The 24,458-nt window shown below is 70.8% G+C and carries 20 protein-coding genes; 6 read left to right on the top strand and 14 right to left on the bottom strand.

The features are described 5' to 3' along the window. Positions 1 to 45 precede the first annotated feature (45 nt). Positions 46 to 882, bottom strand: coding sequence for a YihY/virulence factor BrkB family protein (locus ACZ63F_RS06185; protein WP_469709143.1), 837 nt, complete (start codon positions 880 to 882; stop codon positions 46 to 48). A gap of 53 nt (positions 883 to 935) precedes the next feature. Beyond that, complete coding sequence (locus ACZ63F_RS06180) at positions 936 to 2,147, bottom strand: phospholipase D-like domain-containing protein (protein WP_469709142.1); 1,212 nt, start codon at positions 2,145 to 2,147, stop codon at positions 936 to 938. Positions 2,148 to 2,549: 402 nt separating this feature from the next. Between ACZ63F_RS06180 and ACZ63F_RS06175 the strand changes: the two genes are divergently transcribed. Beyond that, on the top strand, positions 2,550 to 4,322 hold the full coding sequence (locus ACZ63F_RS06175) for an ABC transporter ATP-binding protein (protein WP_469709140.1): 1,773 nt from the start codon (positions 2,550 to 2,552) through the stop codon (positions 4,320 to 4,322). Positions 4,323 to 4,700: 378 nt separating this feature from the next. Further along, positions 4,701 to 4,952 carry a ribosomal protein L7/L12 gene (locus ACZ63F_RS06170; protein ID WP_469709138.1) on the top strand — a complete coding sequence of 84 codons (252 nt, stop codon included), beginning with the start codon at positions 4,701 to 4,703 and terminating at the stop codon, positions 4,950 to 4,952. Between the two features lie 57 nt (positions 4,953 to 5,009). Here the strand turns inward: ACZ63F_RS06170 and ACZ63F_RS06165 are convergent, their stop codons facing one another. Further along, a complete protein-coding gene (locus tag ACZ63F_RS06165; protein ID WP_469709136.1) occupies positions 5,010 to 5,435 on the bottom strand; it encodes a hypothetical protein in 426 nt (141 codons plus the stop codon). Between the two features lie 278 nt (positions 5,436 to 5,713). Further along, positions 5,714 to 6,295: a TetR/AcrR family transcriptional regulator gene (locus ACZ63F_RS06160; protein WP_469709135.1), complete on the bottom strand. Its 582-nt coding sequence runs from the start codon at positions 6,293 to 6,295 to the stop codon at positions 5,714 to 5,716. Positions 6,296 to 6,401: 106 nt separating this feature from the next. On the opposite strand from ACZ63F_RS06160, the gene ACZ63F_RS06155 reads away from it, so the two are divergent. Both ACZ63F_RS06155 and ACZ63F_RS06150 read left to right on the top strand, forming a co-directional pair. Then, the gene (locus ACZ63F_RS06155; RefSeq protein ID WP_469709133.1) at positions 6,402 to 7,598 is read left to right on the top strand and encodes an MFS transporter; all 1,197 of its coding nucleotides are present in this window, start codon (positions 6,402 to 6,404) and stop codon (positions 7,596 to 7,598) included. A gap of 350 nt (positions 7,599 to 7,948) precedes the next feature. Then, positions 7,949 to 9,391, top strand: coding sequence for a glutamate decarboxylase (locus ACZ63F_RS06150; RefSeq protein ID WP_469709131.1), 1,443 nt, complete (start codon positions 7,949 to 7,951; stop codon positions 9,389 to 9,391). A gap of 38 nt (positions 9,392 to 9,429) precedes the next feature. Here ACZ63F_RS06150 and ACZ63F_RS06145 read toward each other — a convergent pair whose 3' ends face one another. From ACZ63F_RS06145 to ACZ63F_RS06135, 3 genes are all read right to left on the bottom strand, one after another. After that, entirely contained in the window at positions 9,430 to 10,860 is a 1,431-nt protein-coding gene (locus ACZ63F_RS06145) for an MFS transporter (protein ID WP_469709130.1), read from the bottom strand. Positions 10,861 to 11,018: 158 nt separating this feature from the next. Beyond that, positions 11,019 to 11,852, bottom strand: a complete 834-nt coding sequence (locus tag ACZ63F_RS06140; protein ID WP_469709129.1) for a hypothetical protein — start codon at positions 11,850 to 11,852, stop codon at positions 11,019 to 11,021. 196 nt (positions 11,853 to 12,048) lie between these two features. Continuing rightward, a complete protein-coding gene (locus ACZ63F_RS06135; RefSeq protein ID WP_469709127.1) occupies positions 12,049 to 12,750 on the bottom strand; it encodes a hypothetical protein in 702 nt (233 codons plus the stop codon). Positions 12,751 to 13,070: 320 nt separating this feature from the next. On the opposite strand from ACZ63F_RS06135, the gene ACZ63F_RS06130 reads away from it, so the two are divergent. Continuing rightward, complete coding sequence (locus ACZ63F_RS06130) at positions 13,071 to 14,498, top strand: ricin-type beta-trefoil lectin domain protein (protein WP_469709125.1); 1,428 nt, start codon at positions 13,071 to 13,073, stop codon at positions 14,496 to 14,498. A gap of 211 nt (positions 14,499 to 14,709) precedes the next feature. Here the strand turns inward: ACZ63F_RS06130 and ACZ63F_RS06125 are convergent, their stop codons facing one another. From ACZ63F_RS06125 to ACZ63F_RS06095, 7 genes are all read right to left on the bottom strand, one after another. Further along, positions 14,710 to 15,255: a DUF6882 domain-containing protein gene (locus ACZ63F_RS06125; protein WP_469709123.1), complete on the bottom strand. Its 546-nt coding sequence runs from the start codon at positions 15,253 to 15,255 to the stop codon at positions 14,710 to 14,712. Between the two features lie 55 nt (positions 15,256 to 15,310). Beyond that, on the bottom strand, positions 15,311 to 16,036 hold the full coding sequence (locus ACZ63F_RS06120) for a transporter substrate-binding domain-containing protein (RefSeq protein WP_469709122.1): 726 nt from the start codon (positions 16,034 to 16,036) through the stop codon (positions 15,311 to 15,313). A 182-nt stretch (positions 16,037 to 16,218) separates the two neighbouring features. Then, positions 16,219 to 17,166, bottom strand: a complete 948-nt coding sequence (locus ACZ63F_RS06115) for an ROK family protein (protein WP_469709347.1) — start codon at positions 17,164 to 17,166, stop codon at positions 16,219 to 16,221. A gap of 41 nt (positions 17,167 to 17,207) precedes the next feature. Continuing rightward, on the bottom strand, positions 17,208 to 19,022 hold the full coding sequence (locus tag ACZ63F_RS06110) for a dipeptide ABC transporter ATP-binding protein (RefSeq protein WP_469709121.1): 1,815 nt from the start codon (positions 19,020 to 19,022) through the stop codon (positions 17,208 to 17,210). Then, entirely contained in the window at positions 19,019 to 19,918 is a 900-nt protein-coding gene (locus tag ACZ63F_RS06105; protein ID WP_457735958.1) for an ABC transporter permease, read from the bottom strand. Before ACZ63F_RS06105 ends, ACZ63F_RS06110 begins: the two co-directional genes overlap by 4 nt. Continuing rightward, the gene (locus ACZ63F_RS06100) at positions 19,915 to 20,874 is read right to left on the bottom strand and encodes an ABC transporter permease (RefSeq protein WP_469709119.1); all 960 of its coding nucleotides are present in this window, start codon (positions 20,872 to 20,874) and stop codon (positions 19,915 to 19,917) included. Before ACZ63F_RS06100 ends, ACZ63F_RS06105 begins: the two co-directional genes overlap by 4 nt. Positions 20,875 to 21,031: 157 nt before the next feature. Next, positions 21,032 to 22,846, bottom strand: coding sequence for a peptide ABC transporter substrate-binding protein (locus ACZ63F_RS06095; RefSeq protein WP_469709117.1), 1,815 nt, complete (start codon positions 22,844 to 22,846; stop codon positions 21,032 to 21,034). Positions 22,847 to 23,164: 318 nt separating this feature from the next. Here ACZ63F_RS06095 and ACZ63F_RS06090 point away from each other — a divergent pair, with 318 nt between their 5' ends. Next, on the top strand, positions 23,165 to 24,406 hold the full coding sequence (locus tag ACZ63F_RS06090) for an ROK family transcriptional regulator (protein WP_469709115.1): 1,242 nt from the start codon (positions 23,165 to 23,167) through the stop codon (positions 24,404 to 24,406). Positions 24,407 to 24,458 lie beyond the last annotated feature (52 nt).

Below are 24,458 nucleotides of genomic sequence, written 5' to 3'. Positions count from 1 at the left end.
GCACTGATCACGGTCGTCGGCGCCCCGGTCAGGACCTCGGTGCGGTCACTTGGCCAGTTCGGCGTTGAACTGGGCGCCGACCAGAAGGGCCAGGTTGGACAGCCACAGCCAGATCAGGAACACGACGACGCCCGCCAGTGAGCCGTACAGGCGGTGGTAGGTGCCGACGTGCGAGGTGTAGACGGTGAACCCGAGGGAGACGGTCAGCACCAGTGCCACCGCCAGCGCGCCGCCCGGCGCCATCATCCGGACCGCGCGGGTGGGTGCCGGTCCTGAGCGGTACAGCACCAGCACCAGGACGACCGCGACCACGGCCACCACCGGCCACCGCAGCGCGTCCCACGCCCCCTGCGGTGCGGTGCCCAGGTCCAGCACCCGGCCCAGCCGCCGGGCCAGGCTTCCGGTGAGCGCCATCGCGATGGTGGACGTCAGCAGCAGGGTGACCAGGACGAGTGCGGTGGCGACGATGCGCGGCGCGGTACGCCAGACCGGCCGGTGCGAACTGATCCGGTGCATGGCGTGCAACGCCCGGCGGAAGACGCTCAGATAGCTGGACCCCGACCACAGGGCCGCCGCACCGCCCAGGACGATCACCGTCCACGCCGTCGACGACTGTCCGGCCATCTGCCCCAGGGTGCTGCGCAGCAGTGCTCGGGAGGCGAGCGGGGCCGCCTGCGCCATACGGTCGATGACCTGCGGCTTGGCCGTGGGGATGGTCAGGCCCAGGATCGACAGGACGACCAGCAGGACCGGGAACAGGGCGAGTACCGCGTAGTACGTGAGCGCCGCGGCCCAGTCCGTGATGTCGTCGTTCCAGACGGCGGCCGGGGTCCGGCGCAGCGCCCTCCACCAGCGGGCCGTACGGCCGTCCGCGCTCTCCATGGGGCGGATGTTCTCACTTCCGGCGCCCCGCCGCCCAAGGCGGCGGGGGCTGGTCACAGGAAGCGCCGGATCGGGGTGACCGCGGCCTCCTTGACGCGCTGCAGGACTGCCCGTCGCCTCCACCGGTCGAGGTCGATGTCGACGCTGCGCTCCAGGTCCGCCTCGTAGTCGCGGTCGAGTGCCGCGGTGAACCCCTCGTCCAGGACGGTGAGCATGACCTCTTCGTCGTGGTCCATGGAACGGCGGTTGAAGTTGGTGGATCCGATGAGGGAGGCGACCGAGTCCACGGTGATGATCTTGGCGTGCATCATGGTCGGCTGGTACTGGCGGATGTGCACACCCGCCTGCAGGAGACGCGCGTAGTGGTGCTGCCCGGCGAGCTGACAGGCCCGCTGGTCGGTGTGGGGGCCCGGCAGCAGGATCTCGACCCGCACGCCGCGGCGGGCGGTCTCGCACAGCAGGTCGATGAAGTAGGTGTCGGGGGCGAAGTAGGCGGTGGCCAGCCGGAACCGCTCCTCGGCGGAGGTGAGCATGACCCTGATGAGCGTCTGCATGTCCTGCCAGCCGATGCTCGCGGAACCGCGAACCACCTGTACCACCGCCGAACCGCTCTGCGGGTGTTCCGTGAAGCGGTCGCGGTCGTCGAAGAGTTCGTCGTGGCACTCCGCCCAGTTCTGGGCGAACGCCGCCGCGATGCCGTCCACGGCCGGACCGCGCACCTGGACGTGGGTGTCCCGCCACTCGGTGGGGTTGCGGGCGTCGCCGCACCACTCCTGCGCGATGCCCACCCCGCCGGTGAAGGCGGTCTCCTCGTCGACCACGAGGGCCTTGCGGTGACAGCGGTGGTTCTGCTTGAACGGGGACAGCAGGACGGGTTTGCGGAACCAGGCGACCTGCACGCCCGCGGCGTCCATGAGGTCCAGCAGCCGCCGTTCGATCTTCTGGGCGCCGAAGCCGTCGAGCAGCAGGCGCACGCGCACCCCGGCGCGGGCGCGTGCGGCCAGCGCGGCGGCGAAGTCGTGGGCGATCTGCCCGCGCCAGTACACGAACGTCATCATGTCGATGGTGTGCCGGGCCGAGCGGATCGCCCCGAGCATCGCGGGGAAGATCTCGTCCCCGTTGCGCAGCGGCAACAGGTCGTTCCCCTCGGTGGCGGCCACGCCGATCAGCCGCTCCAGGCGACGGCGCAGCCGCTGCTTGCGGACCGCCGTGTCGGATGTGACGTCCCCGTGGGCCGGAGTTGCCGGTACGTCGTCGAGTATCACGCGAATCCCCCACTGGGCCATGAAGACGGAACGTCGAGGGCTGCCGGACGATCCGAGCCCGGAAGACCGGATGCCCGGCCGCCACCGCGTTACTCCAGACCGCGCGCGCCGCCTGCGGGTCGCACGGCTGTCACTTCGTCGGCAGGCACCTGAACCCAACCGTGGCCCAGGGCGGGGACTGGTCAAGAGACCGGCGCCGGTCTCACGGGGCCCGGACAACCGCCGCCGCCGGAACCCTCTGGCCACCTAGGACCGGGCTAAGGCCTACGGCCGTCCGTGACGGGGTTCTTGCCCTCCCGAAAACCCCGCGCCTGCGCCGTCCGGGCGGTGTACGGTGGCCCGCGGACCAGGGGAAAGCGGTTGCTGCAGGTCGGGGACAGGGACAGGGGAGGATGACCGTCGATGGCGTCGACGTCGGAACGGCCGCTCGATCACCGCTACCGGGGCGAACACCCCGTCCGGACACTCGCCTACCTGCTGCGCGCGGACCGCCGCAAGCTGGCCGCGGCGGTCGTGGTGTTCACCGTCAAGCACAGCCCCATCTGGCTGCTGCCCCTGATCACCGCGTCCGTCGTGGACACGGTCGTCCAGCACGGGCCGGTCGCCCGGCTCTGGACGTCCATCGCAGTCATCATGGCGATCCTCCTGCTCAACTACCCGCTGCACGTGCTGTACGTACGGCTCCTCTACGGCAGCGTCCGCCGGATGGGCACCACACTGCGCTCCGCGCTCTGCACGCGGATGCAGCAGCTGTCCATCGGCTACCACTCCCGGGTGAGCGCGGGCGTGCTCCAGGCCAAGGTCGTACGGGACGTCGAGACCGTCGAGCTGATGGTGCAGCAGACCGCCGAGCAGGGGCTGGGCGCGCTGACCGTGCTGACCGGCGGACTGGTCATCATCGGCGTCCGCACACCGGAGTTCCTGCCGGTCTTCCTGATCGTGGTGCCGGCGGCGACCCTCCTCGTGGCCAGGCTGCGGGCGCGGCTGCGGACCCACAACGAGCACTTCCGCCACGAGGTGGAGACGCTGTCCTCGCGGGTGACCGAGATGACGCGGCTCATTCCGGTCACCCGGGCCCACGGGCTGGAGCGCAAGGCGCTGCGCCGGATGGACGGCACCCTGAGCCGGCTGCTCACCTCGGGGATGCGCCTGGACCTGGTCAACGGCCGCTTCGGCTCGCTGGCCTGGGTCGTCCTGAACGTGATCGGCGTCGCCGTCCTGGCCGCCGCCGCGCTGGTGTCGTACTACGGCGTGTGGGGTGTCACGCCCGGCGACGTCGTCATGCTGAGCGCCTTCTTGACCACCCTCACCAACTCCACCACCACGCTGACGAGTCTGGCGCCGGTCATCACCAAGGGCCTTGAGTCGGTGCGTTCGGTGGGCGAGGTGCTCCAGGCGCCCGAACTGGAGGACAACGCGGGCCGCGAGGAGGTCACCGCCGTCCGTGGGGCGGTGACGTTCGAGCGGGTCGGCTTCGCGTACGAGGACGCCGGACGTCCGGCAGTGGCGGACTTCGGCCTCGACGTGGTCCCGGGCGAGACGGTCGCTCTGGTGGGCGCCTCGGGGGCCGGCAAGTCCACCGTGCTCAACCTCGTCATCGGCTTCATCCGGCCCACCTCCGGCCGGTTGCTCCTGGACGGCACCGACATGAGCAGACTCGACCTGCGCACCTATCGGCGGTTCGTCTCGGTCGTGCCGCAGGAGTCGATCCTCTTCGACGGCACGGTCCGGGAGAACGTCGCCTACGGCATGGAGGACGAGGCGGACGAGGAGGCGGTGCGCGCCGCGCTGCGGGACGCCAACGCCCTGGAGTTCGTTGACCGGCTCCCGCACGGTCTGGACACCGTGGTCGGCGAGCGCGGCGCCCGGCTCTCCGGGGGCCAGCGTCAACGCCTCGCCATCGCACGGGCGCTGATCCGGGACCCGCGCGTCCTGGTGCTGGACGAGGCCACTTCTGCGCTGGACACCCGCTCCGAGGCACTGGTCCAGCAGGCCCTTGCCCGCCTGCTGCGTGGCCGTACGACGTTCGTGGTGGCCCACCGGCTCTCCACGGTGCGCGGCGCCGACCGCATCGTGGTGATGGACGACGGCCGTATCCGCGAGATCGGCACCCACGAGGAACTGCTCCGCCGGGGCGGCGCCTACACCGCGCTGCACGGCGGGCAGGTGGCCTGACGGGCGCGCCGACGCCGGCGCCTGGCCGCGGCATGGACCGAGCAGGGCAGGCGCCATCGGGGCTGTCGCCGCCGTCGTTCGTCCCAAGATCCGCTGGTGGCGGCCAGCTGGCTGGTCGAGCCGGCCGAAATCGCCGCGTGCGCCACGGCATCGCCGGCATCTCCGTTCTGGAAACCGGCCGTCACGGCTGGGGCAGCATCCCCTGGCGCGACGGACTGAAGGCCGCGCCGCGGCGAGCGATCCGGCGCGGACCGACCGTCGGCCTCCCTCGGCCCGATGTGGTCATCCGCATGAAGAGGGGACCAGAGCCAGCCTCCGATCGGCGAACTCGCCCTATGCTGAAGCCCCATCACCGGACTGGCGGAGGGACCGAACGCGGTGAGCGGATCGTTCTTGCTGGTCTGCGATGAACTGCCGCACTCCGTAGTCCTGACTGACGCAGGTGATCGGACCACGGAGATCGTGAAACTCCTCCACCGGCGAACCGGGCAGAGTTTGTGGCACTGCACGTCCCTCATCAGCCACCTGCCCACGACCGTCCTCGAGCACGTGCCAGAAGATGTCGCCACAGCCATGGTGGCCGAGCTCCACGCAGCCGGTGCCGACGCTCACACTCAAGTGACTCAATAAGCTTCCGCACTCTCATGACCGCCGGGGCCCCTCGTCCCGTTCCTTATGGTGACGGCATCACACTGGGTCAGCGTCAGGATCGACCCTCACCCACGGCAGGCCATCGAACTGCGCGATGATCCGGCTCCAGCCACCGCTTCGCGCACCGCCGGTGGGAGCCGTATCGTTCAACCAGATCTCCGTGCCCGGCGGAAGGTCCTCCGGTCCGCGCTCGGTTGCGATGACGAGGGTGAATTCAGGGTCATCAGGACTGCTGCGGCAGTAGTACGTGTCTCCGTCGCTCCAGGCTTCCAGAGCGAAGTCCGCAAGGATCGCCCGCCCGTGGCGGCCTTCGGGAAAGAGCAGAAGCAGAGTGTCGCCTCGCACCGGCACGTCGGTGTCAGCGACACGGGCCGCCAACGCCTTGATGGACACGGCGGGCTCGACCTGGAGACCGAAGCCGGTGCGGTGCGAGCCGGACACGGTCACGATGCGGTACGACACACCGCATCTTCTCACCCCCGGGGCTTTCCCATGAGCCGGGCGCCGACGGCGGTCGGTGGGCGGAACTCGAGGCGCAGGCGCCGGCCCGCGGCGTCGGCTACTGCTTCCTGGCGAAGTTGCCGGTGTCGGCTTCAGTGAGGATGCCGGGTTCACCAGGCGCTTCTCTTCGGCCCAGGTGCCTTCGATGTTCTTCGGCAGCACTTCGCGGCCGAGCTACTCGACGGCCTCCATGCCGAGGCCGTCGTCTCGACCTGCTCTGTCACTACTGATGGGGTCGTTCAGGTGGTGTCGGTGGACAGGCGTGGCTCGGCGGCGACGATCGCGCGGACGGTTTCGGTGACCAGTCGGCGGTCCAGGGGTGCGTCGGCGAACGCCCGGTGCATCGGCCAGCCCTCGATCAGCGCGTCGAGTGCGCGGGACACTCCGGGCTCGAAGTGCAGGGCGAGGCTGTCTCTGCTGCGTTCGAGCCAGCTGCGGGTCGTGGCGGAGACCGCCTCGTTGTGGTTGGCGTAGGCGTACATCTCGAAGATGAGGGTCATGTCGCGTTCCGTGGCGTAGGCCGGGCCGCAGATCAGCTCGACGACGGCCGCCTCGGCTTCTGCCGTGGAGGACGCGGACTCCAGGGTTCGCCGGTACAGACCGGACATGGTGTCCGACAGCCGGGCGAAGGCCTGGGCGAGCAGGTCCGCCATGCCGTCGAAGTAGTAGGTGAGCGAGCCCAGTGGGACGTCCGCCCGCGCGGCGATCTTCCGGTGGGTGGTGCTGTGCACGCCGCTCTCGGAGATCACGTCCAGGGCTGCATCGAGGATCCGCTCCTTGCGTCCGGGATCGTTCGGGATCTCGCGTCGTGTACCGCTCACGTCCTCAATGTGCCATGGGTCGCCCCCTCCCGAGTGTGTACAGACGTACAGGTAAGTGTGTACGGTCGTACAGACTCGTGCACGGATCCAGCTGGAGCCACCGCTCATGACCTCTGACCTCTCCCGGCGTCGCACCGCCGTCTTCGTCCTCTTCTTCGCGCCCGGGCTGACCATCTCCTCCTGGGTCACCCGCACCCCGGACGTGCGCGACCTGCTCGGCGCCTCCACGGCGCAGATGGGTCTGATCCTGTTCGGGCTCTCGGTCGGCTCGATGCTCGGCATCCTGTGCTCGGGCGCGGTCGTGGCCCGCTGGGGTGCCCGGCTCGTCATCCTGGCCGGCACGTCGGTCGTCGCCGCCGGTGCCGTGGTGGTCGGGGCGGGGGCCGCCGCCGGATCGGGGCCCTGTGTCGCGCTGGGCCTCGGGCTGTTCGGTCTCGGCATGGGCGGCGGCGAGGTGGCCCTCAACGTCGAGGGCGCCGAGGTGGAGCGGCTGCTGGGCCGCTCCACGCTGCCCGCCATGCACGGCTTCTTCAGTCTGGGCACCGTACTCGGGGCGGTCGCCGGGATGTGCCTGACGGCGGTCGGCTTCCCGGTCCTGGTCCATCTGCTCGTCGTGGCCGCGGTGGTGCTGGGCGCGCTCGCCCTGGTCATCCGGCGGGTCCCGGCCGAGGTGGGCCGGGAGGCCTCCGCCGGACGCCGTGCGACGCGCGCGCCGCGCCCCGCGGTGTGGAGGGACCCCGCGCTGCTGCTCATCGGCTGTGTCATCCTCGCGCTCGCCATGGCCGAGGGCACCGCCAACGACTGGCTGCCGCTGGTCATGGTGGACGGTCACGGCTTCGACGCCGCGCTGGGCTCGGCGGTGTACGCGGTCTTCGCGGCCGCGATGACCGTGGGGCGCTTCGCGGGCGGACGGTTCGTCGACCGGTTCGGGCGGGCGGCGGCGCTGTGCGGGAGCGCGCTCGTCGGGGCCGCCGGACTGGCCCTCGTGATCTTCGTCGACAACCAGGCGGTCGCGGCTGCCGCCGCCGTCCTGTGGGGCCTCGGGGCGTCGCTCGGGTTCCCCGTCGCGCTCTCCGCGGCGGGCGACTCCGGTCCCGGCTCCGCCGCCCGCGTCGCGCTCGCGGCGACCGTCGGCTACGTCGCCTTCCTGGTGGGGCCGCCCTCCCTCGGCTACCTCGGTGAGCACTTCGGGCTGCGGCACGCCCTGATCCTGGTGCTCGTCCTGGTGGTCGCGGCCGCCTTCGCCACACCGGCAGCCCGTGCGCGCCGGGAAGTGGGCGAGCCGGAACCGGCGGGTACCTGAGAACGGGGCCCGCCGGTCGGTCGGACGGACAGGCACCCCGGGTGGGCCGGACGCGAAGGCATCCCGCCCCGAGGTGGGTGACGGCTCGCGGCTGTCCTGGTGGGGTTTCGGGGCCGCCGCCTCGGCGGCACGCGCCGCGCTTGCGGAGAGAGTGGCGTCCCGGACCCCGTATCTCACCCCCTTGGGCCGACCCCGGCCACCGTCCGCCCGTATACGCAAGGGAAAATTCAGTTCATCGGTCCGCAAACCGGTCGCTGGATCGGTGTAATCGGCACAGATGCCGCACCGCTCGGCGATCTAGCGTCGGAAGTGCACGGGGGCCACACGGACCAGAAAGCACCGAGGCGCACATGCCCATCCCGGATACCGACGTCATCTCCGCGACCGACTTCCGCACCGACACAGAGACCGACACCCGCATCCACACCCTCGTACCGCCCGCCGCCGCCCAGCTCCCCGGGCCCGCCGACGAACTGCCGGCCGCGGCGTCCCCGCCGGACCTCGTGCTGCAGCAGGTGCGCGACGAACTCGCGCTCGACGGCAGCGCGCAGCGCAACCTGGCCACCTTCGTGACCACCTGGATGGAACCGCAGGCACGGCAACTGATGGCCGAGACCGCGGAGAAGAACCTCGCGGACCGCGCCGAGTACCCGCAGATCACCGCCATGGAAGAACGCTGTGTGCGGATGCTCGCCCGGCTGTGGCACGCTCCGCACCCGGAACAGGTCCGGGGCTGCTCCACCACCGGCTCCAGTGAGGCGGCGATGCTGGGCGGTCTCGCGCTCAAGCGCCGCTGGCAGCAGCGCCGGCGCGCGCAGGGGAAGGACACCGCCCGGCCCAACGTGGTGATGGGTGCGAACGTCCAGGTGTGCTGGAAGAAGTTCGCCAACTACTTCGAGGTCGAGCCGCGTTACGTCCCGATGGAGCCCGGCCGCTACCACCTCACGCCGGACACCCTCACCGCCTACTGCGACGACAACACCATCGGCGTCGTCACCGTCCTCGGCTCCACCTACGACGGGTCCTACGAGCCCGTCGCCGACATCTGCATGGCCCTGGACGGCTACCAGGCCGCGACCGGCACCGACATCCCCGTACACGTCGACGGCGCCTCCGGCGCGATGGTGGCCCCGTTCCTCGACCCGGGTCTGATGTGGGACTTCCAGCTCGAACGCGTGGCGTCCATCAACACCTCGGGGCACAAGTACGGGCACGTCTTCCCCGGTCTCGGCTGGGCCCTCTGGCGCGACGCCGAGGCTCTCCCGGACGACCTGGTCTTCGAGGTGGACTACCTCGGCGGCCGCTCCCCCAGCTTCACCCTCAACTTCTCCCGCCCGGGCGCCCACGTCGTCGCGCAGTACTACAGCTTCCTGCGCTACGGCTTCGAGGGGCTGCGCCGCCTCGCGGCCGAGAACCGTACGACGGCCCGGGCCCTCGCGACGCGCATCCGGGCCGTCGGCCCCTACGAGATGGTCACCGACGGATCCGAACTCCCGGCGCTCGCCTTCCGTCTCGCGCACGGCACCCACGGCTTCACCGTCTTCGACGTCTCGCGCGCCATGCACGCACGCGGCTGGCAGCTGCCCGCCTACGCCTTCCCCGCTCCCTGCCAGGACGTCTCCGTCCTGCGCCTCGTCGTCCGTACCGGGTTCACCGCCGAGCTCGCGGGCACGTTCATCGCGGACCTGACGGAGGTCACGCGGCAGCTCCGTCTCCGCCGGTCCATGCCCGCACCGGCCGTGAAGCCCCTCGCCGTGGCGGCAGAGCCGGCGCACGCCAACACCTCCGCGTAGGCCCGGGACTTCCGCGCCTACGGCTCCGCACGGCGTTCTCAAGCAGTCATGGGTTTCTTCGGCACCGCCGGTACACACAACCAGGCCAGGCCCGCGGCGGTCAGGTAGGCCAGCGCGCCGACGGCCATGCTGACGCGCAGGCCCGTGGTGTAGTCGGTGGCGGTGGCCAGCAGACTGCCGCCGAGCGCGACGCCGGTGGCGCTGCCGATCTGGCGGGTGGTGTTGAACAGGGCGGAGGCGGCGCCCGCGTAGGCGGCGGGCGCGGCCCCCATCACCGTGGCGGTCGTGCCGGTGAGGGCGAAGGAGGTGCCGAATCCCGCGGCCATCATCGGGGCGACGAGCACCGGGTAGGCGGGGTCGGCGCCCGCGGCGGCCCACCCGGCCAGTCCGAGGGCGGCCAGGAGCATGCCGGAGATCACCAGTGGGCGGTCTCCGGTACGGCGGGCCAGGCGACCGGACAGGACGGAGGCGAACATGGTCATCGCCACCGCCGGGAACAGCGCCACCCCGGTGCCCAGGGCGCTGAAGTGGCGCTGGTGCTGGAATTCGAGGCTGGCGGTGAACACCATGCCGTAGAAGCCGAAGTTGAACAGCAGGCCGATGACGGCTCCCCCGCTCATCGCCCGGGAGCGCAACAGGCTCGGTGGCAGGACGGGCGAGCGGGCGAGTCGCTCGCGCACCGCGAACGCCGCGGCGGCCAGGACGGCCAGGCCGAGCCCCGCGAGTACGGCCGGGTCGGACCAGCCCCGGCGTCCGGCCTCGTTGAGCGCGGCGGTCAGCAGGGCGGCCGTCGCCATCACCGCGCACTGCGCCGGCCAGTCCAGGGCCCGGTCGGCGCGGCGGAGCGAGCGTGTCACGTGCCGCAGCGTCAGTACCAAGCAGGCCGCTCCGACGGGCAGGTTGACGAGGAACACCCAGCGCCAGCCGAGGGTGGAGACGAGCAGCCCGCCCAGCAGCGGACCGGCGGCGGCCGCGATGCCCGCCATCGAACCCCACAGTCCGAAGGCCCGGGAGCGTGCGGCCGTCCCCGGGTAGGCCTGTTGGAGCAGGGCCAGCGAGCCGGGCACGATCAGGGCCGCGCCGAGCCCCTCAACCAGCCGGGCCGCGACCAGGAGGGGGGCGCTCGTCGCCAGCGCGCACGCGGCCGAGGCGAGCGTGAACACCGCTACGCCCACGCAGAAGACCCGCCGGTTGCCCAGCCGGTCCCCCAAGGCGCCGCCGGTGAGCAGGAGTCCGGCGAAGACCAGGGTGTATCCGTCGGTGATCCACTGGATGCCGGTGAGCGAGGCCGACAGTTCCCGGCCGATCACCGGCACGGCGACGTTGATGGCCGTCACGTCCAGGATCACCATGAAGTACCCGGCGCACACCGCGAGCAGCGGAGCCCAGGACCGGTGCCCGGGCTCCGGAGCCTTGTCCGGAGAAGCCTTCGCCCCACCCTCACCGGCCGACGACTCCGAGAACGCCACGGCCCCAACTCCATTTCATCGACCGAGACACGACAGCGAAAGCCACAATAAGGGACATACCGGGGTTCAGGAGATCGCGCGGACGCCCATGGTCACGCGCCGTCGCCGAGGCGGACTCAAGGACATGCGGCCACGCCGGTCTCGCCGACGGTCCGAGTTCAGTCAGCAGCCGCTCGGGCCGAGCGGAGTTGGGCACGCAGGGCAGGCAGTCGAGCGCAGTCTTCCGCTTCAGCCAGGCCCTCCCCCAGGGCCAGGAACGACAGGAGTTGCACCGGCCGACGGGCCGTGGCCGCCGCCTCCAGTTTGTGGTGGCCGTCGAGGAGGAAGTGCGTCAGGCCCCAGTGCCGGTAATGGTCGGTCGGCATGCCGACGGCGGGTTCGCACACGTCCAGGGTGGAGACCGCCACGGCGGTCGGGACCGTTCCCTGCCCCATGGATTCGACGTACGCCTCGACACGCGACCTCTCGTTCCAGGTCGGGGGAACCATGGGCACGACGAACTCGTAGAGATGAGCGGACGCGTCGACCGCGGTCTCGAAGGTCCGGTAGTACGGCGTGCGCGGATGCTCCGGTAGACCCCAGAACTGATCCAGACCCCACGTGGCAACCTGCTCGCCGCTGAAATAGTCGCCTTCCTGGCCAGGGACGACCAGACGAGGTTCCACGCGCAGGAGCAGTGGAAGGTATGCGCCCCGTGGGAGCAGTCTTCCGAAGGCGTCGCTCAGGCCTTCGTCATCCGGATAGGCCAGGGTTCCGGTGAGCTGGTCCCGCACACGTTCCAACGACAGCTTCTGGGTCGCGGTCTCCAGTCGGCGGAACAGCAAAGGGCATGTTCCGCACCAGAAGCTGAGCTCGAAGGCGGGCTCCGCATCGACCACGAGCAGCCTGCGCCCTGGGCCGCCGCCGCTCCCTGCCTGCTCCGCCTCGAAGCGCAGCCGCGCCTCGGGGGCGGGGACACCGAGCACCTGCCGCTCGCCGTATGTGATCAACACGAAACCGACCGTACGGGGTTCCGTGGACCGACACCACCGGCTTTGGAGCGTACGCAGGGCCTGGGCCCGGCGGGAGATTGCCACCAAGAGGTAGGGCGGGGGCGGCCTGCTGAGTGGTCTCGGTGTCGGCGTACGCGCGGGGCCGGTGCCCGGGAGATGTGGCATCGCCGACGGTGCGCGGCCCGCCTCCTGTCATCTACTCCGGAACTAGGACGGTGAGCCACTCCGCTTCGCGTGGCCGGTACCCGTAGCGGTTCCACAGGCCTGAGACGATCGCCGGGACGTGGCCGGCGCCGTAGACGACGGCCACCCGGATCGGCTCGGCGCCGCGTTCGGTGTAGATCTCTCCGAGTGCGTCGAGCAACCGCTGGTCACGCCGGTCGGTCATCGCGTGCTCGACCGGGTTGTCGGCCATCATCTCCGCTCGGTGTGTCGACGGCAGGTCCTCGACGACCTGGTCCTCGTCGAGGAAGGCGCGGGGGCCGCGCACCGCGAACACCAGGCCCATCACCGGGGCCGCGAGCATGAGCAGGAGGTACATCCACCGGGGCAGTGTCTTCAGGTCGGCGACCGCTTCGCCCGCGGTCACATCGGGGTTGACCACCGGCACGCCTTCGGGAAGCACCCGTGCGTCGCTCTGCTCCTGCAGGCCGTTGCGCCGCCGGCGCGGGGCGAACCGGTAGGCCAGCGTGAGGGCGGTCACCCCGGCCGATCTCCCCCGGATTCCCTCGACGACTATGAGATCGCATTCCCTGAGCCGGAGGCGGACCTGGGAGTAGAACGTCGGCGATGCCACATGCAGCATCGGGAAGATCACGAATTCGAGCGGCGTCTGCGTCCGTCTCATGGTGATCACAGCAGACCGGACGGCATACCCGGTCACCTCGATGATCTGCATGGTCCCCTCCTGCACGCGCTCCCGGGTTCGCCGCACGCCCGCTGCAGGACACGAGGCCGCCGGGGTCCGTGGTTCCCGGCCGGGGAGAGGCGCCGGCCGTCGGTGGCGGCCTTCCGGCCGCAGGGGAGACGACCGCCCGAACTGCCGCCGGTGCACGGGGTATTGACGCACAGCTGGTCTAGTCCATACCGTCTTCAACCACCGATGGTTCAGCAGTGAAGTCATCGTTCAAGTGTGTGAACCCCTCCTGCCCTCAGCTCTCGAGGCTCCACCACGACACCACCTCTTTCACTTGTTGCGTCCATGACAGGAGTCGTCCCGTGAACAGATCCGCTGCCAGAGCCCTCACGGCCGTTCCCGCGCTCCTCGCGACGGCTGCCACCGTCCTCGTCGCCGCCGGCGGTTCCGCCAGCGCCGCGACCAATCCCGGCCCCGGCTTCCCCGCCCATTACGCCGCGCCGTACGTCGAGACGTGGAACTCGCCCTCGGCCATGACCAACGCCCGCAACGCCACCGGCCTGAAGTACTTCACTCTCGCCTTCGTCATCGACGGCGGCGGCTGCAACGCCATGTTCAACGGCGACACGCCCGTCACCGACGCCGGCTGGACCTCGGCGATCAACTCCCTGCGCGCCGCGGGCGGCGACGTCATCGCCTCCTTCGGCGGTGCCAGCGGCACCGAGGAGGCCCAGGCCTGTACCACCGTGGCCTCGCTCAAGGCCCAGTACAAGAAGGTCATCGACACCCTCGACCTCACTCGGGTCGACTTCGACATCGAGGGCAGCGCGATCGCCGACACCGCCGCCAACGACCGCCGGAACAAGGCCCTCGCCCAGCTCCAGCAGGAGTACGCCGCCGCCGGGCGAAAGCTGGACGTCCAGTACACCCTGCCGTCCATGCCGAACGGTCTCGACGGCAACGGCACGAACCTGCTGTCGAACGCCAAGAGCAACGGGCTCACGGTCAATCTCGTCAACATCATGACGATGGACTACTACGACGGCACCCGCGACATGGGCAAGGCGGCCACCGACGCCGCCACCGCCCTGCGCAGCCAGCTCGGCTCCATCTGGCCGGAGAAGTCCGACGCCCAGCTGTGGGCGATGGAGGGCAACACCCCGATGATCGGGGTCAACGACGACACCAGCGAGATCTTCACCACCGGCAACGCCACCACGCTCGCCGGCTTCGCCAAGTCCAAGGGCATCCAGGAACTCGCCTTCTGGGCCCTCGGCCGCGACAAGGCGTGCGCCACCAACGGCCAGCTCTCCGACTCCTGCAGCGGCACCCCGCAGAGCGCCTGGCAGTTCTCCAGCACCTTCAACACCGTGACCGGCGGTACGACCACCCCGCCGCCCACCGGCTCCACCGGCCAGATCACCGGCCTCGGCGGCAAGTGCGTGGACGTCGCGGGGGCGAACAGCGCCAACGGCACCGCCGTTCAGATGTATGACTGCAACGGCACCGCGGCCCAGCAGTGGACCGTCGGGTCCGACAACACCGTCCGCAGTCTCGGCAAGTGCATGGATCTCACCGCCGCCGGCACCGCCAACGGCACGAAGGTCCAGTTGTACGACTGCAACGGCACCGGTGCTCAGGTCTGGCAGCAGGGCAGCGGCGACACCCTGGTGAACCCCGCGTCGGGCAAGTGCCTCGATGTCACGGACAAGTCGACGGCCAACGGAGCCCGGCTGCAGATCTGGACCTGCGCCGGCGGCACCAACCAGCAGTTCCACCTGCCGGCCTGACACCGCAGAACGCCCGCCGCGGCCCGGAGGAAACGGGCAGCGGTTGTGGCGCATCTCGGCTCGGTGCGCCAGGCGCTCGGCGCCCTCGGGGCGCTGACGCGTACCCAAGCGCCCCCGGAATCCCGCCGACAAGGGCGGGCCGGCTGCCTCACAGGGCGGCCGACCGCACGAGGGGCGGTGTCCGGCCAGGGACCGGAGCGCCGGCCCGACGCTAGTCGACGTTGATGTTGAAGGTGGAGACGCTGCCGTCCGCGCTCGTCAGGGTGACAGGCCCGAAGGTGATGACGACGTAGGAGGAGTTGCCGCCGGGACCCCTGTAGTAACCGGTCGCCCCGGTGATCCGGAAAGCCAGGGCGGCAAGCGTCGAAGCCATCTGCTCGTCGGCGTCGATCTTGGGTTGAGCCAGCCCGGGATGCCCGTTGGCCTCCGCCCAGTCGCAGAAGCTGCGGGAGTCGCGGCTCATGTCGGGAAGGAGGCTCGGGTTGGCCCAGGCCCACAGCCATGAACCCGCTCCTGGAGCGAAGCTGCCGAGGATCTGAGCCGACGCTGTCGCGGTCTTGTCGGGGAAGGTCCAGGTGATGATGCCGCTCGTCTGGTCCAGGTCCCAGCGGTCCGCCGAGCCCAGGCCCCAGGACATGTGAGCCCGACCCACCTGCTCGATCATGTCTTCGCCCTGCAGCAGAAGCACGCTCAGGTCGGCCCCCTCCCCCGCCTGACCCGCACTGTCCGCCTTGTTGGACCGCTTGAACATTCCCATGCCCGCGGAGTCTGCCAGACACCTCCGACGGGTCGACGATGACCCCGCGGCGACGCTACGCCGGCGGCGCAACGAGCGTGCGGGACTGGTGCGAGCGGCCGAGGGCGTCGGCCACGAACCCCTCCGCCTTCAGTTCCTCGACCACCGTGCGCAGGAAACGTACGGTCTCAGGAGCGGACTTCCGGGGAACCCCGACGGCCTGTCGGATCTCCATGAAGCGGTCCTCGATCAGCCGGACCTGATCCGCGTGTTCTGCGACGAAAGCAGACATCGGCTGCCGGACGCCCGCTGCGGCCTCCAGCCCCTGCGCCAGGAAGACGTCCACGCCCTCGTCTCCCCGTACCAGGGTTGCGCGCTGAAGAGTACGGCTCAGATACAGGTCGTACGCGGAGCCCTGTTTGACGCCGACGCGGACGCCCGGCCGGTCGACGTCGGCGGCGGACCGGAGATCCGATTCCACGGGCACCGCGTACACGCCCTCGATCACCACGTACGGGGAGGTGAAGGCGACCTCTGCCTCCCGAGCCGGTTCGACAGCGAGGAAGCAGAGATCCGCTCGGCCCGAAGTCATGGCTGCGAACGACTTTCGCGCGGCGTCGAAGCAGACGAGTTCCACCGGCACTGCCAGACGCCGGCCGATCTCACGGGCGATGTCCACCGTGACGCCGGCGGGACGTGCCGGGGTGCCCTGCGCGAGGACGGGGTTGCCCAGGTTGATCGAAACCCTCAACACACCTGTCGGAGCGAGGTCTTCCACAACGTTTGCAGCAACGGTCCCCATGGGGGTGGAGTATAGGACGGCCGCAGGCGCCTGGCGCAGCTGCCTCGGCCGTCGTCCGTGCCTCGTCGGGCACCGTCCGCCGGGCCCGGACGAGTTGTCCGGGCAGCTCGTCCTCCCAGCCGGTCGCCGGGTCCGGGCGGACCTCGACGAGCGAACGGCTCCCTGATCCGTTCGCTCCCTCGCTACGCCGTGGTCGCCGCCGGATTCGTGGCCAGTTCGCCTCGTACGCGGGCGGCGGCACCGACCGGGACGGCGTCGGAGGCCAGCGCGGCCCGGACCAGGCGCACGGGGTGACCGCTGACCGGCGGGTCGGCGGCGAGCGCGGACTGGATGAACGGTTCCAGCAGGGGCCAGGCCCGGCTGACGCCGCCCCCGACGACCGCCGTCGTGATGTCGGCGACGCCCGCCGTGATCACGATCGCGCGGGCGATGCCCGCCCCGGCGGCGCGGTACACCGCGCGGGCGTCCTCGTCTCCGCCCGCCGCCGCCTCGGCCACCTCGCGCGCGGTGCGCCGCAGGCCGGTGCGGTCGGCGTAGCGGGCCGCGATGGAGCGGCCGGAGGCCAGCGTCTCCAGGTGCCCGCGGCCGCCGCACGAGCAGGGCAGGTCTCCGAAGCCGGGGATGTGCCCGATCTCGCCGGCCGCGCCGTGCGGGCCGGCGTACAGGGCGCCGTTGGTCCACAGGGCGCCGCCGACGCCGGTCCCCAGGGTCATGCCGAGCACGTCGGACTCGCCGTGCACCGCCCCGCGGTGCACCTCTCCGTACAGGAAGGCGTTGACGTCGTTGTCCAGGTAGGCGGGCACACCGAGGGCTTCCTCGACGGCGGCGGTGACGGTGAAGCCCGCCCAGCCCTGGAAGGAGTCGCTGGCGACCAGAATGCGGCCGCCGGCGGAGTCCACCACCCCGGCCGCGCCGATGCCCACGCCCACCAGACGGCCCGGCGTACGGGCCAGCAGCGGGGCGAGGGTGTCGAGCGCGGCGCCGATCATGGCCTCGCCGCCCTCCCGCGCCGGGGTGGCCGTCTCCGCCCGGTCGAGGACCGTCAGGTCGTCCGAGCAGAGCACCACCTGGGTGGTGGTGCCGCCGATGTCGATACCGGCGAACAGCGGCCGGAGGGAGGGGGTGTGCATCGCGAGGTCCTGCGGGGTGTGGGGGGAGCGAAGGGGTCCGGTCACGCCTGGGCCTCCGTACGGCCGGCCGCGAGGGCGGCCAGCCGCTCGGCCCTGCGGCCCCGCTGCACCACCGGGTCGGGTACCGGCACGGCGGCCAGCAGCCGGCGGGTGTAGTCGGTCTCCGGATGCAGCAGGGTCGTCCCGGTGGAGCCCTGCTCCTCGATCCGGCCGGCGCGCATCACGACGACGTACTGGGCGAAGTGCTGCACGACGGCGAGGTCGTGGGAGACGAACAGGCAGGCGAAGCCCAGTTCTCGCTGGAGTTCGGTGATCACTTCCAGGACCGCTTCCTGCACGCTCACGTCGAGCGCGCTGGTGGGTTCGTCCGCGACCAGCAGCCGGGGTTCGAGCACCAGGGCGCGGGCCAGGCTGACCCGCTGGCGCTGTCCGCCGGAGAGTTCGCGGGGTGCGCGGCGGGCGACCTCGCGGGGCAGCCGTACCTGGTCGAGGACGTCGGCGATCCTGGCCTGGCGGTCCTTGGCGGTGAGGTCGCGGCGGTGGATCCGCAGCGGCTCGGCGATGCACTCGCCGATGGTCATGCGGGCGTCGAGGGAGGCCACCGGGTCCTGGAGGACGACACCGATGCCGGCCCGCAGCGTGCGACGGGCCCGGGCGCGGGTGCGGCCCAGGTCGGTGCCGAACAGGGAGACGGTTCCGGAGGTGGGCGTGACCAGGCCGAGCGCGACCCGGGCGGCGGTCGACTTGCCCGAGCCGGACTCGCCGACAAGGCCGAGGGTCTGTCCCTGGCCGACCCGGAGGGACACCCCGTCGAGGGCGCGCACGGCGGTCTTGCCGCGGCCGAACACCACGCTGATGTCACGCAGTTCGACGACGGGTTCGCCGGACTCGGTGGATGTGTCCGCCGGTTGGGCTTCCGGACCGCGCACGGCGACCGGCTCGGACACCGGGTGGGCGCCCGGCTCGGACACCGGGTGGGCGCCCGGCTCGGACACCGGGTGGGCGCCCGTCCCGGCTCCCGGCTCCGCGACCGACAGCCGCGGCACGGCGGCCAGCAGGCGCCGGGTGTAGTCGTGGGTGGGCCGCAGCAGGACGTCCTCGACCGCCCCGGTCTCCACGATCTCCCCCCGGTACATGACGGCGACCCGGTCCGCGAAGTCCGCGACGACGCCCATGTTGTGGGTGACGAGCAGCACGCCGGTGCCGGTCTCGGCGGCGAGCCGGCGCAGCAGGTCGAGGATCTCGGCCTGCACGGTCACGTCGAGGGCGGTGGTCGGCTCGTCCGCGATGAGCAGTCTGGGTTCGTTGGCGATGGCCATGGCGATGACGACGCGCTGACGCTGTCCGCCGGAGAGCTGGAACGGGTAGGCGCGGGCCCGCCGCTCCGGCTCCGGGATGCCGACCCGGCGCAGCAGGTCGACGGCTTCGGCGGCCGCGTCCTTGGCGCTCACCTCGCGGTGGTTGCGGATCACTTCGGCGATCTGCTTCCCGATGCGGGTGAGCGGGTCGAGCGCGGTGGCCGGCTCCTGGAACACCATGGAGGCGGTCTTGCCGCGCAGTGCGGCGAGGCCGTTCTCCGGGGCGCCGACGATCTGGGTGCCGGCGACGACGGCGCTGCCGGTGGCACGGGCGTTCCCGGTGAGCAGGCCCATCGCGGCGAGCGCGACGGTCGACTTGCCGGAGCCGGACTCGCCGACGAGGGCGAGTGTCTCGCCCGGCCGGACCTGGAGGGACACGTGCTGGACCGCGGGCACGTCGCCGGTCTCGGTGGTGAAGACGACGCCCAGGCCGTCGAGTTCGAGGATCGGCTCGGCCGCCGCGGTGCGGGCGGTGGAGCCGTCGGTGGTGGCGGTCATCCGCGTCCCCTCACGTCGAAAGCGTCGCGGAGTCCGTCCCCGATCGCGTTGAACGCCCACACCACCAGGATGATGGCCAGGCCGGGCGGCAGGATCAGCCACCAGTAGCCGGAGTAGGCGGCGGTGAGGCCGGCGGAGAGCATGCCGCCCCAGTCGGTCTGCGGTGGCCGTACTCCCATGCCCAGGTAGGAGACGTAGGCGACCAGCAGGATGGCGTCGGCGACCTGGAAGGTGGCGGCGACGATGACGGTGGACACCGAGTTGGGCAGGATGTGCCGCAGGATCGCCCGGGCGTGCGTGCCGCCGATGGCGCGCAGGGTCAGGACGTAGTCCCGGTTCTTCAGGGTCAGGGTCTCGGCCCGGACCAGCCGGGAGGGCACCAGCCAGGACACCAGGCCGAGGATGAGGACGAGTCCGCCGAGACCCGGTGTGGTGATGGCGGAGACCACCAGCAGGATGAACAGGGCGGGGATCGCGATGCCGGCGTCGACGATCCGCATCATCAGGGCGTCGATCCAGCCGCCCGCGTAGCCTGCGGCGGCGCCCCACAGTGTGCCGATGCAGGTGGCCAGCACGCCCGCGGCGAGGCCGACGATCAGCGAGACCTTGCCGCCGTACATGAGCCGGCCCAGCTCGTCGTGGCCGACGGCGTCGGTGCCGAGCCAGTGGGCTCCGCTGGGGGCGAGGTTGACCTGTTCGAGCACGGTGTGGGTCTGGTCGGTGGAGTACACCAGCGGGCCGACGAAGCAGAACAGGAAGAAGAGGACCACGACGGCGAGTCCGACGACGGCCAGTCTGTTGCGCAGGAAGCGGCGGACGGCCAGGCGGGTGCCGGTGGCCTCGCGCGGGGCGGCGGCCTTCGTCGGGACCGCGTCCGGCTGGATGACGGCGCTCATGCCCGGCCTGCCTTCACTCGGGGGTCGATGATCCGCTGGACGATGTCGGCGAGCAGCGTGCCGGTGACGGTGGCGACGGCGATCACCAGGACGCAGCCCAGCAGGACCGGGTAGTCGGAGGACTGTGCCGCCGTCCAGAACAGCAGCCCCATGCCGGGGTAGTTGAACAGCTGCTCGACGACGAGCGCGCCGCCGAAGAGCACGGGGATGTAGTAGCCGAGCATGGCCACCACGGGGGTCAGCGAGTTGCGGAACACGTGCCGCGCGAGGATGGCGCGGGGGCGGGAGCCACCCGCCCTGGCGGTGCGGACGTAGTCCTCGGAGAGGTTCTCCAGGGTGGCCGCCCGCATGTAGCGGCTGAACACGGCGATCATGGAGGCGGCGCCCGCGAACACCGGCAGGACCAGTCCCTGCGGGTCGGAGAACACCTGCCCCACGGTCTCCCCCTGCGGGGCCTGCGAGGGGAACCACGCCAGCTCCTGGCTGAAGACCAGCACCAGGATCAGCCCGAGGAAGTACACGGGCGTGGAGTAGGCGATGAAGCTGAGCGTGGTGATGACGTAGTCCGTGGCCTTGTTGCGGCGCACGGCCTGCCACATGCCCAGCGGGATCGCGAGGACGAGGCCCACGAGAGCCGACAGCAGGGTCAGCACCAGGGTCTTGGGCAGCCGTTCGCCGATGAGCTGGGAGACCGGCTCGTTGAGGGTGTAGGAGGTCCCGAGGTCACCGTGCAGCAGCCTGCCGAGGTAGTGGAAGTACTGCACGGGCAGGGACTTGTCGAGGCCCTGTTCGTGGTTGAAGCTCGCGATCTGCTGGGCGGTGGCCTGGGGGCCGAGGATCCCGCGCGCGGGGCCTCCGGGGAGCGCGTGCAGCAGGCCGAAGACGACGACGGTCACGATGACGATCACCGCGACGGCCTGGAGGACGCGTCTGGTCAGGTACGAGGAAGTGCTCATGTGTTTTCCGGTCGCTTCGTCTCTGTGGCGCGCGGGGGCGTCACCTGGACAGGGGCGGCACCGCGACGTGGACGGCGGTGCGGCGCGGGTGCGCGCGGGCTTCGGGGGGCCGGCCGTGGGGCCGGCCGCCGTCGGCCCGCGCGGGCACCGTCCGGGCCTACTTGGTCCACTTCCACATGGCGGGGTGGAAGTTGGCGAGCGAGTCCTGGGCGAAGCCGCCGAGGCCGTCGCGGACCACGGAGATCTGGTAGTCGGGCTCCGGCAGCCAGATCACGGGGAGGTCCTTGGCGAGGGCGGCGCTGTAGTTCTGCACCGCCACGTCGGAGGAGGACGTGGTGGTCTGGGTGATCAGCTTGTCGACGGCGGGGTTGGAGTAGCTGCCGAAGTTGGAGCCGCCGCCGGTGGCGAAGAGCGAGTCACCGCTCGGGTAGGCGGGGAAGTACCAGCTGCCCGCGGTGCCGAAGAAGGACAGCTGCCACGAGCAGCTCGACTCGCCGGGCTTGCACTGGCCGGCCTGCGACAGCACGGAGTTGACCGGGGCGGTCCTGATGCCGAACTTGATGCCGGTCTTCGCGAACGACGACTGGAGCGCGCTCATCATGTTGTCGGTCACGGTCGAGCCGGACTGGGACAGCACCTGCATCTCGAACTTGGTGCCCTTGTCGACGCCCGTGCCGCACTGGTGCGCACCGGTGCCGGGGGCGTTGCACACCATGGTGCCGCCCTGCTCGGTCCAGCCGTGGTCGGTGAGCAGCTTCCTGGCCTTGGTGGTGTCGAAGGGGTACGGGTTGTTCTTCTGGTCGGCCGAGACGAAGGACGACTCCTGGCCCTGCGGGATCGGACCGTAGGTGGAGACGGCACTGCCGTTGAAGACCACCTTGGAGAGGGTGGCCTGGTCGACCGACATCTGGATGGCCTGGCGGGCGTACAGCTGCTTGAACACCGCCCCCATGGCGGGGTTGTTGAAGTTGTACGGCATGTAGGTGATCGCCCAGCCGCTCCACGGCTTCACCGAGTAGCCCTTGGCCTTGAAGGCGGCCTCCTGGTTCAGGTCGGAGGCGTTGATGTAGCCGTAGTCGACGGTGCCGGCGCGGAGCGCGTTCTCCTCGGCCTCGGTGGTGGTGAACGGCAGCAGGTTGACGTTCTTGATGTTGGCCTTGCCGCCGCCGTCGTACTTGGCGTTGGCGGTGAGTTCGACCCGGCCCGCGGTGGAGAACGACTTGATGGTGTACGGGCCGCTGACCGTCTTCCACAGCGGGTCGGTCGCGTAGCCGGATATCTTCTTGGCGGCGTTGTTGAGGTACGTCCAGACCTGCTTGGCGCCGGCGGCGGTGCGGTCGAGGTCGGAGACTGCGCCCGCGTCGCTGGTCTTGTCCCAGGCGTGCTGCGGGATCGTGCGGATCATGCTCAGCTCGTTGGCGAGCATCCACTGCTGGTTGTAGGCCTTGTCGAAGGTGATCGTGAAGTGCGTGTCGTCGACCGTCTTGAAGGACGTCCAGTTGTCCGGGGCCTTGCCCGGGCTGTAGCTGGCCCAGTCGGCCTTGTCCGCCTTGACGAGGTTGAACCAGAACTCGACGTCGCGCGAGGTGATCGGCTTGCCGTCGCTCCAGTGGCGCTGCCCGAGGGTGATCGTCACGCTCCTGCCGTCGGCGGCGAACTGCGCGTCGGTGGCCAGCGAGTTGTCCTTGTTCCAGCCGACCTTGCCGGTGGAGCCGTCGTACGCGATCAGCGGCTCCCAGACGGCCTGGGAGATGGAGGAGTTGTTGGTGTTGAGGTGCGCGGCGGTGCCGATCGGGAGGATCCAGTTCGGCGTGAAGTTCGCCGGGAGCGCGTAGTTGACGGTGTCCGACGACGCCGGGCCTGACGACGAGGTGCCGCCGCCGGAACAGCCGGTGACCAGCGTGCCGGTGAGGACGGCGGCACCCGCGACGAGGGCCCAGCGGCGGCCGGCGGCCGTGGGAGCAAGGAACATGGCTCTCCTCAGAGTGGAAGGACCCGCAAACGTCATGGGAGGACCCAAACCGGCGCCGCGGGGTCGGCGCTGCGTATGGCGACAGTCAACGACGGACGTGTCGAACAAACAAACAAGAATGAATAACAACTAAGTTACTGCGATTTCGAAAAAAGGCAGAACCCGCTATCGCGGGTGCAACTGGCGTTGCATTTATGGTGTTTTGCGGGCCTTCACGGTCCATCAGTGCTCGCGATCGTCTTCATGGAACCGTTCCCCATGTGCCGGATCGGGCGTACTGTCTCCGGCACACCCATTACTGCGGAAGTTACTTCGTACATGACCGAAATAAGTGCACGGGACCGCAAGAGCAACAAGGGCGTGAATCCGAAGGGCGCCGCCCTCGCCACCCGGGTCCTCGAACTCGTCGCGTCGGGGCAGGCGTCGTCCCGCGCCGAACTCGCGCAGCTCCTCGGCACGGCTCCCTCCACCATCTCGCTCACGGTGGCCGAGCTGGTCGAGCGCGGGCTCATCGCGGAGGAGGGCACCCAGTCCTCGACCGGGGGCCGCCCCCGCAGGATGCTCAGGGCCGGCAGCGCCGACGAGTACGCCGTGGCCGCGGACGTCGGCGGCCGGCATGCCCGGATCGGTGTCGTGCTGCCGGGCAACGGCGTCCGCGACGTCGCCAACGTGCCCTTCGAGATCGCGGACGGTCCCGAGGTGGCGCTGCCGAGGCTCGCCGAGCACCTGGAGTCCCTCGCCCAGCAGCGGGGGCGCGACCGGCTCCGGGGCGTCGGGCTCTCCCTGCCCGGACCGGTGGACGTGGCCGCCGGCGCCGTCGTCCTGCCGTCCCGGATGCCCGGCTGGAACCGCTTCCCGGTGGCCGCCTGGCTCGAGGAGCGCTTCGGCGTCCCGGCCGTCGTGGACAACGACGCCAACTGCATGGCGGTCGGCGAGCAGAGCGTCCGGCCCGCCGAGCACCGCCGGACGATCACGGTGAAGATCGGTACCGCGATCGGCGCCGGCGTCATCATCGACGGGAACCTCTACCGGGGCGCGACCGGGGCGGCCGGCGACATCACCCACATCCGTATCGAGGGCGGCGCCGACATCCCCTGCTCCTGCGGCAACACCGGCTGCCTGGAGACGGTTGCGTCCGGCGCCGCGCTCGTCCGCATCCTGCACGAACGCGGGGTGGCCGTGGCCAGCACCGAGGACGTGGTCCAGCTCGCCACCGACGCAGACCCGGAGGCCACCCGCGCCGTCCGCCGGGCCGGCGACCACCTCGGCCGGGTGCTCGCCGCCAACGTCAACTTCTTCAACCCGGACGCCGTCTACCTCGGCGGCATCCTCTCCACCCTGGAGCCGTTCGTCGCCGCGGTGCGCAGCCAGCTCTACGAGAGCTGCCACCCGCTGGCCACCGAGCACCTCACCATCGAGCGGGCCAGCCTCGGCGCCGACGCCGGCCTCGTCGGCGTCGGGTTGTTCGCCCTCCAGCGCGCCCTGGCCCGCGCCCTGGGCGACGCCGGCGGCGACGCCACGAACCGGTTCCACACCGTCGCGGCCCCGAGGAAGGGCTGACACCGCGCAGAGACGTCCACCCCGCAGCACCGCCCACTCCGCACCACCCCGT

It is taken from the genome of Streptomyces sp. NPDC104761, from assembly GCF_055583445.1.
This window is presented reverse-complemented; position numbering and strand designations above follow the sequence as displayed.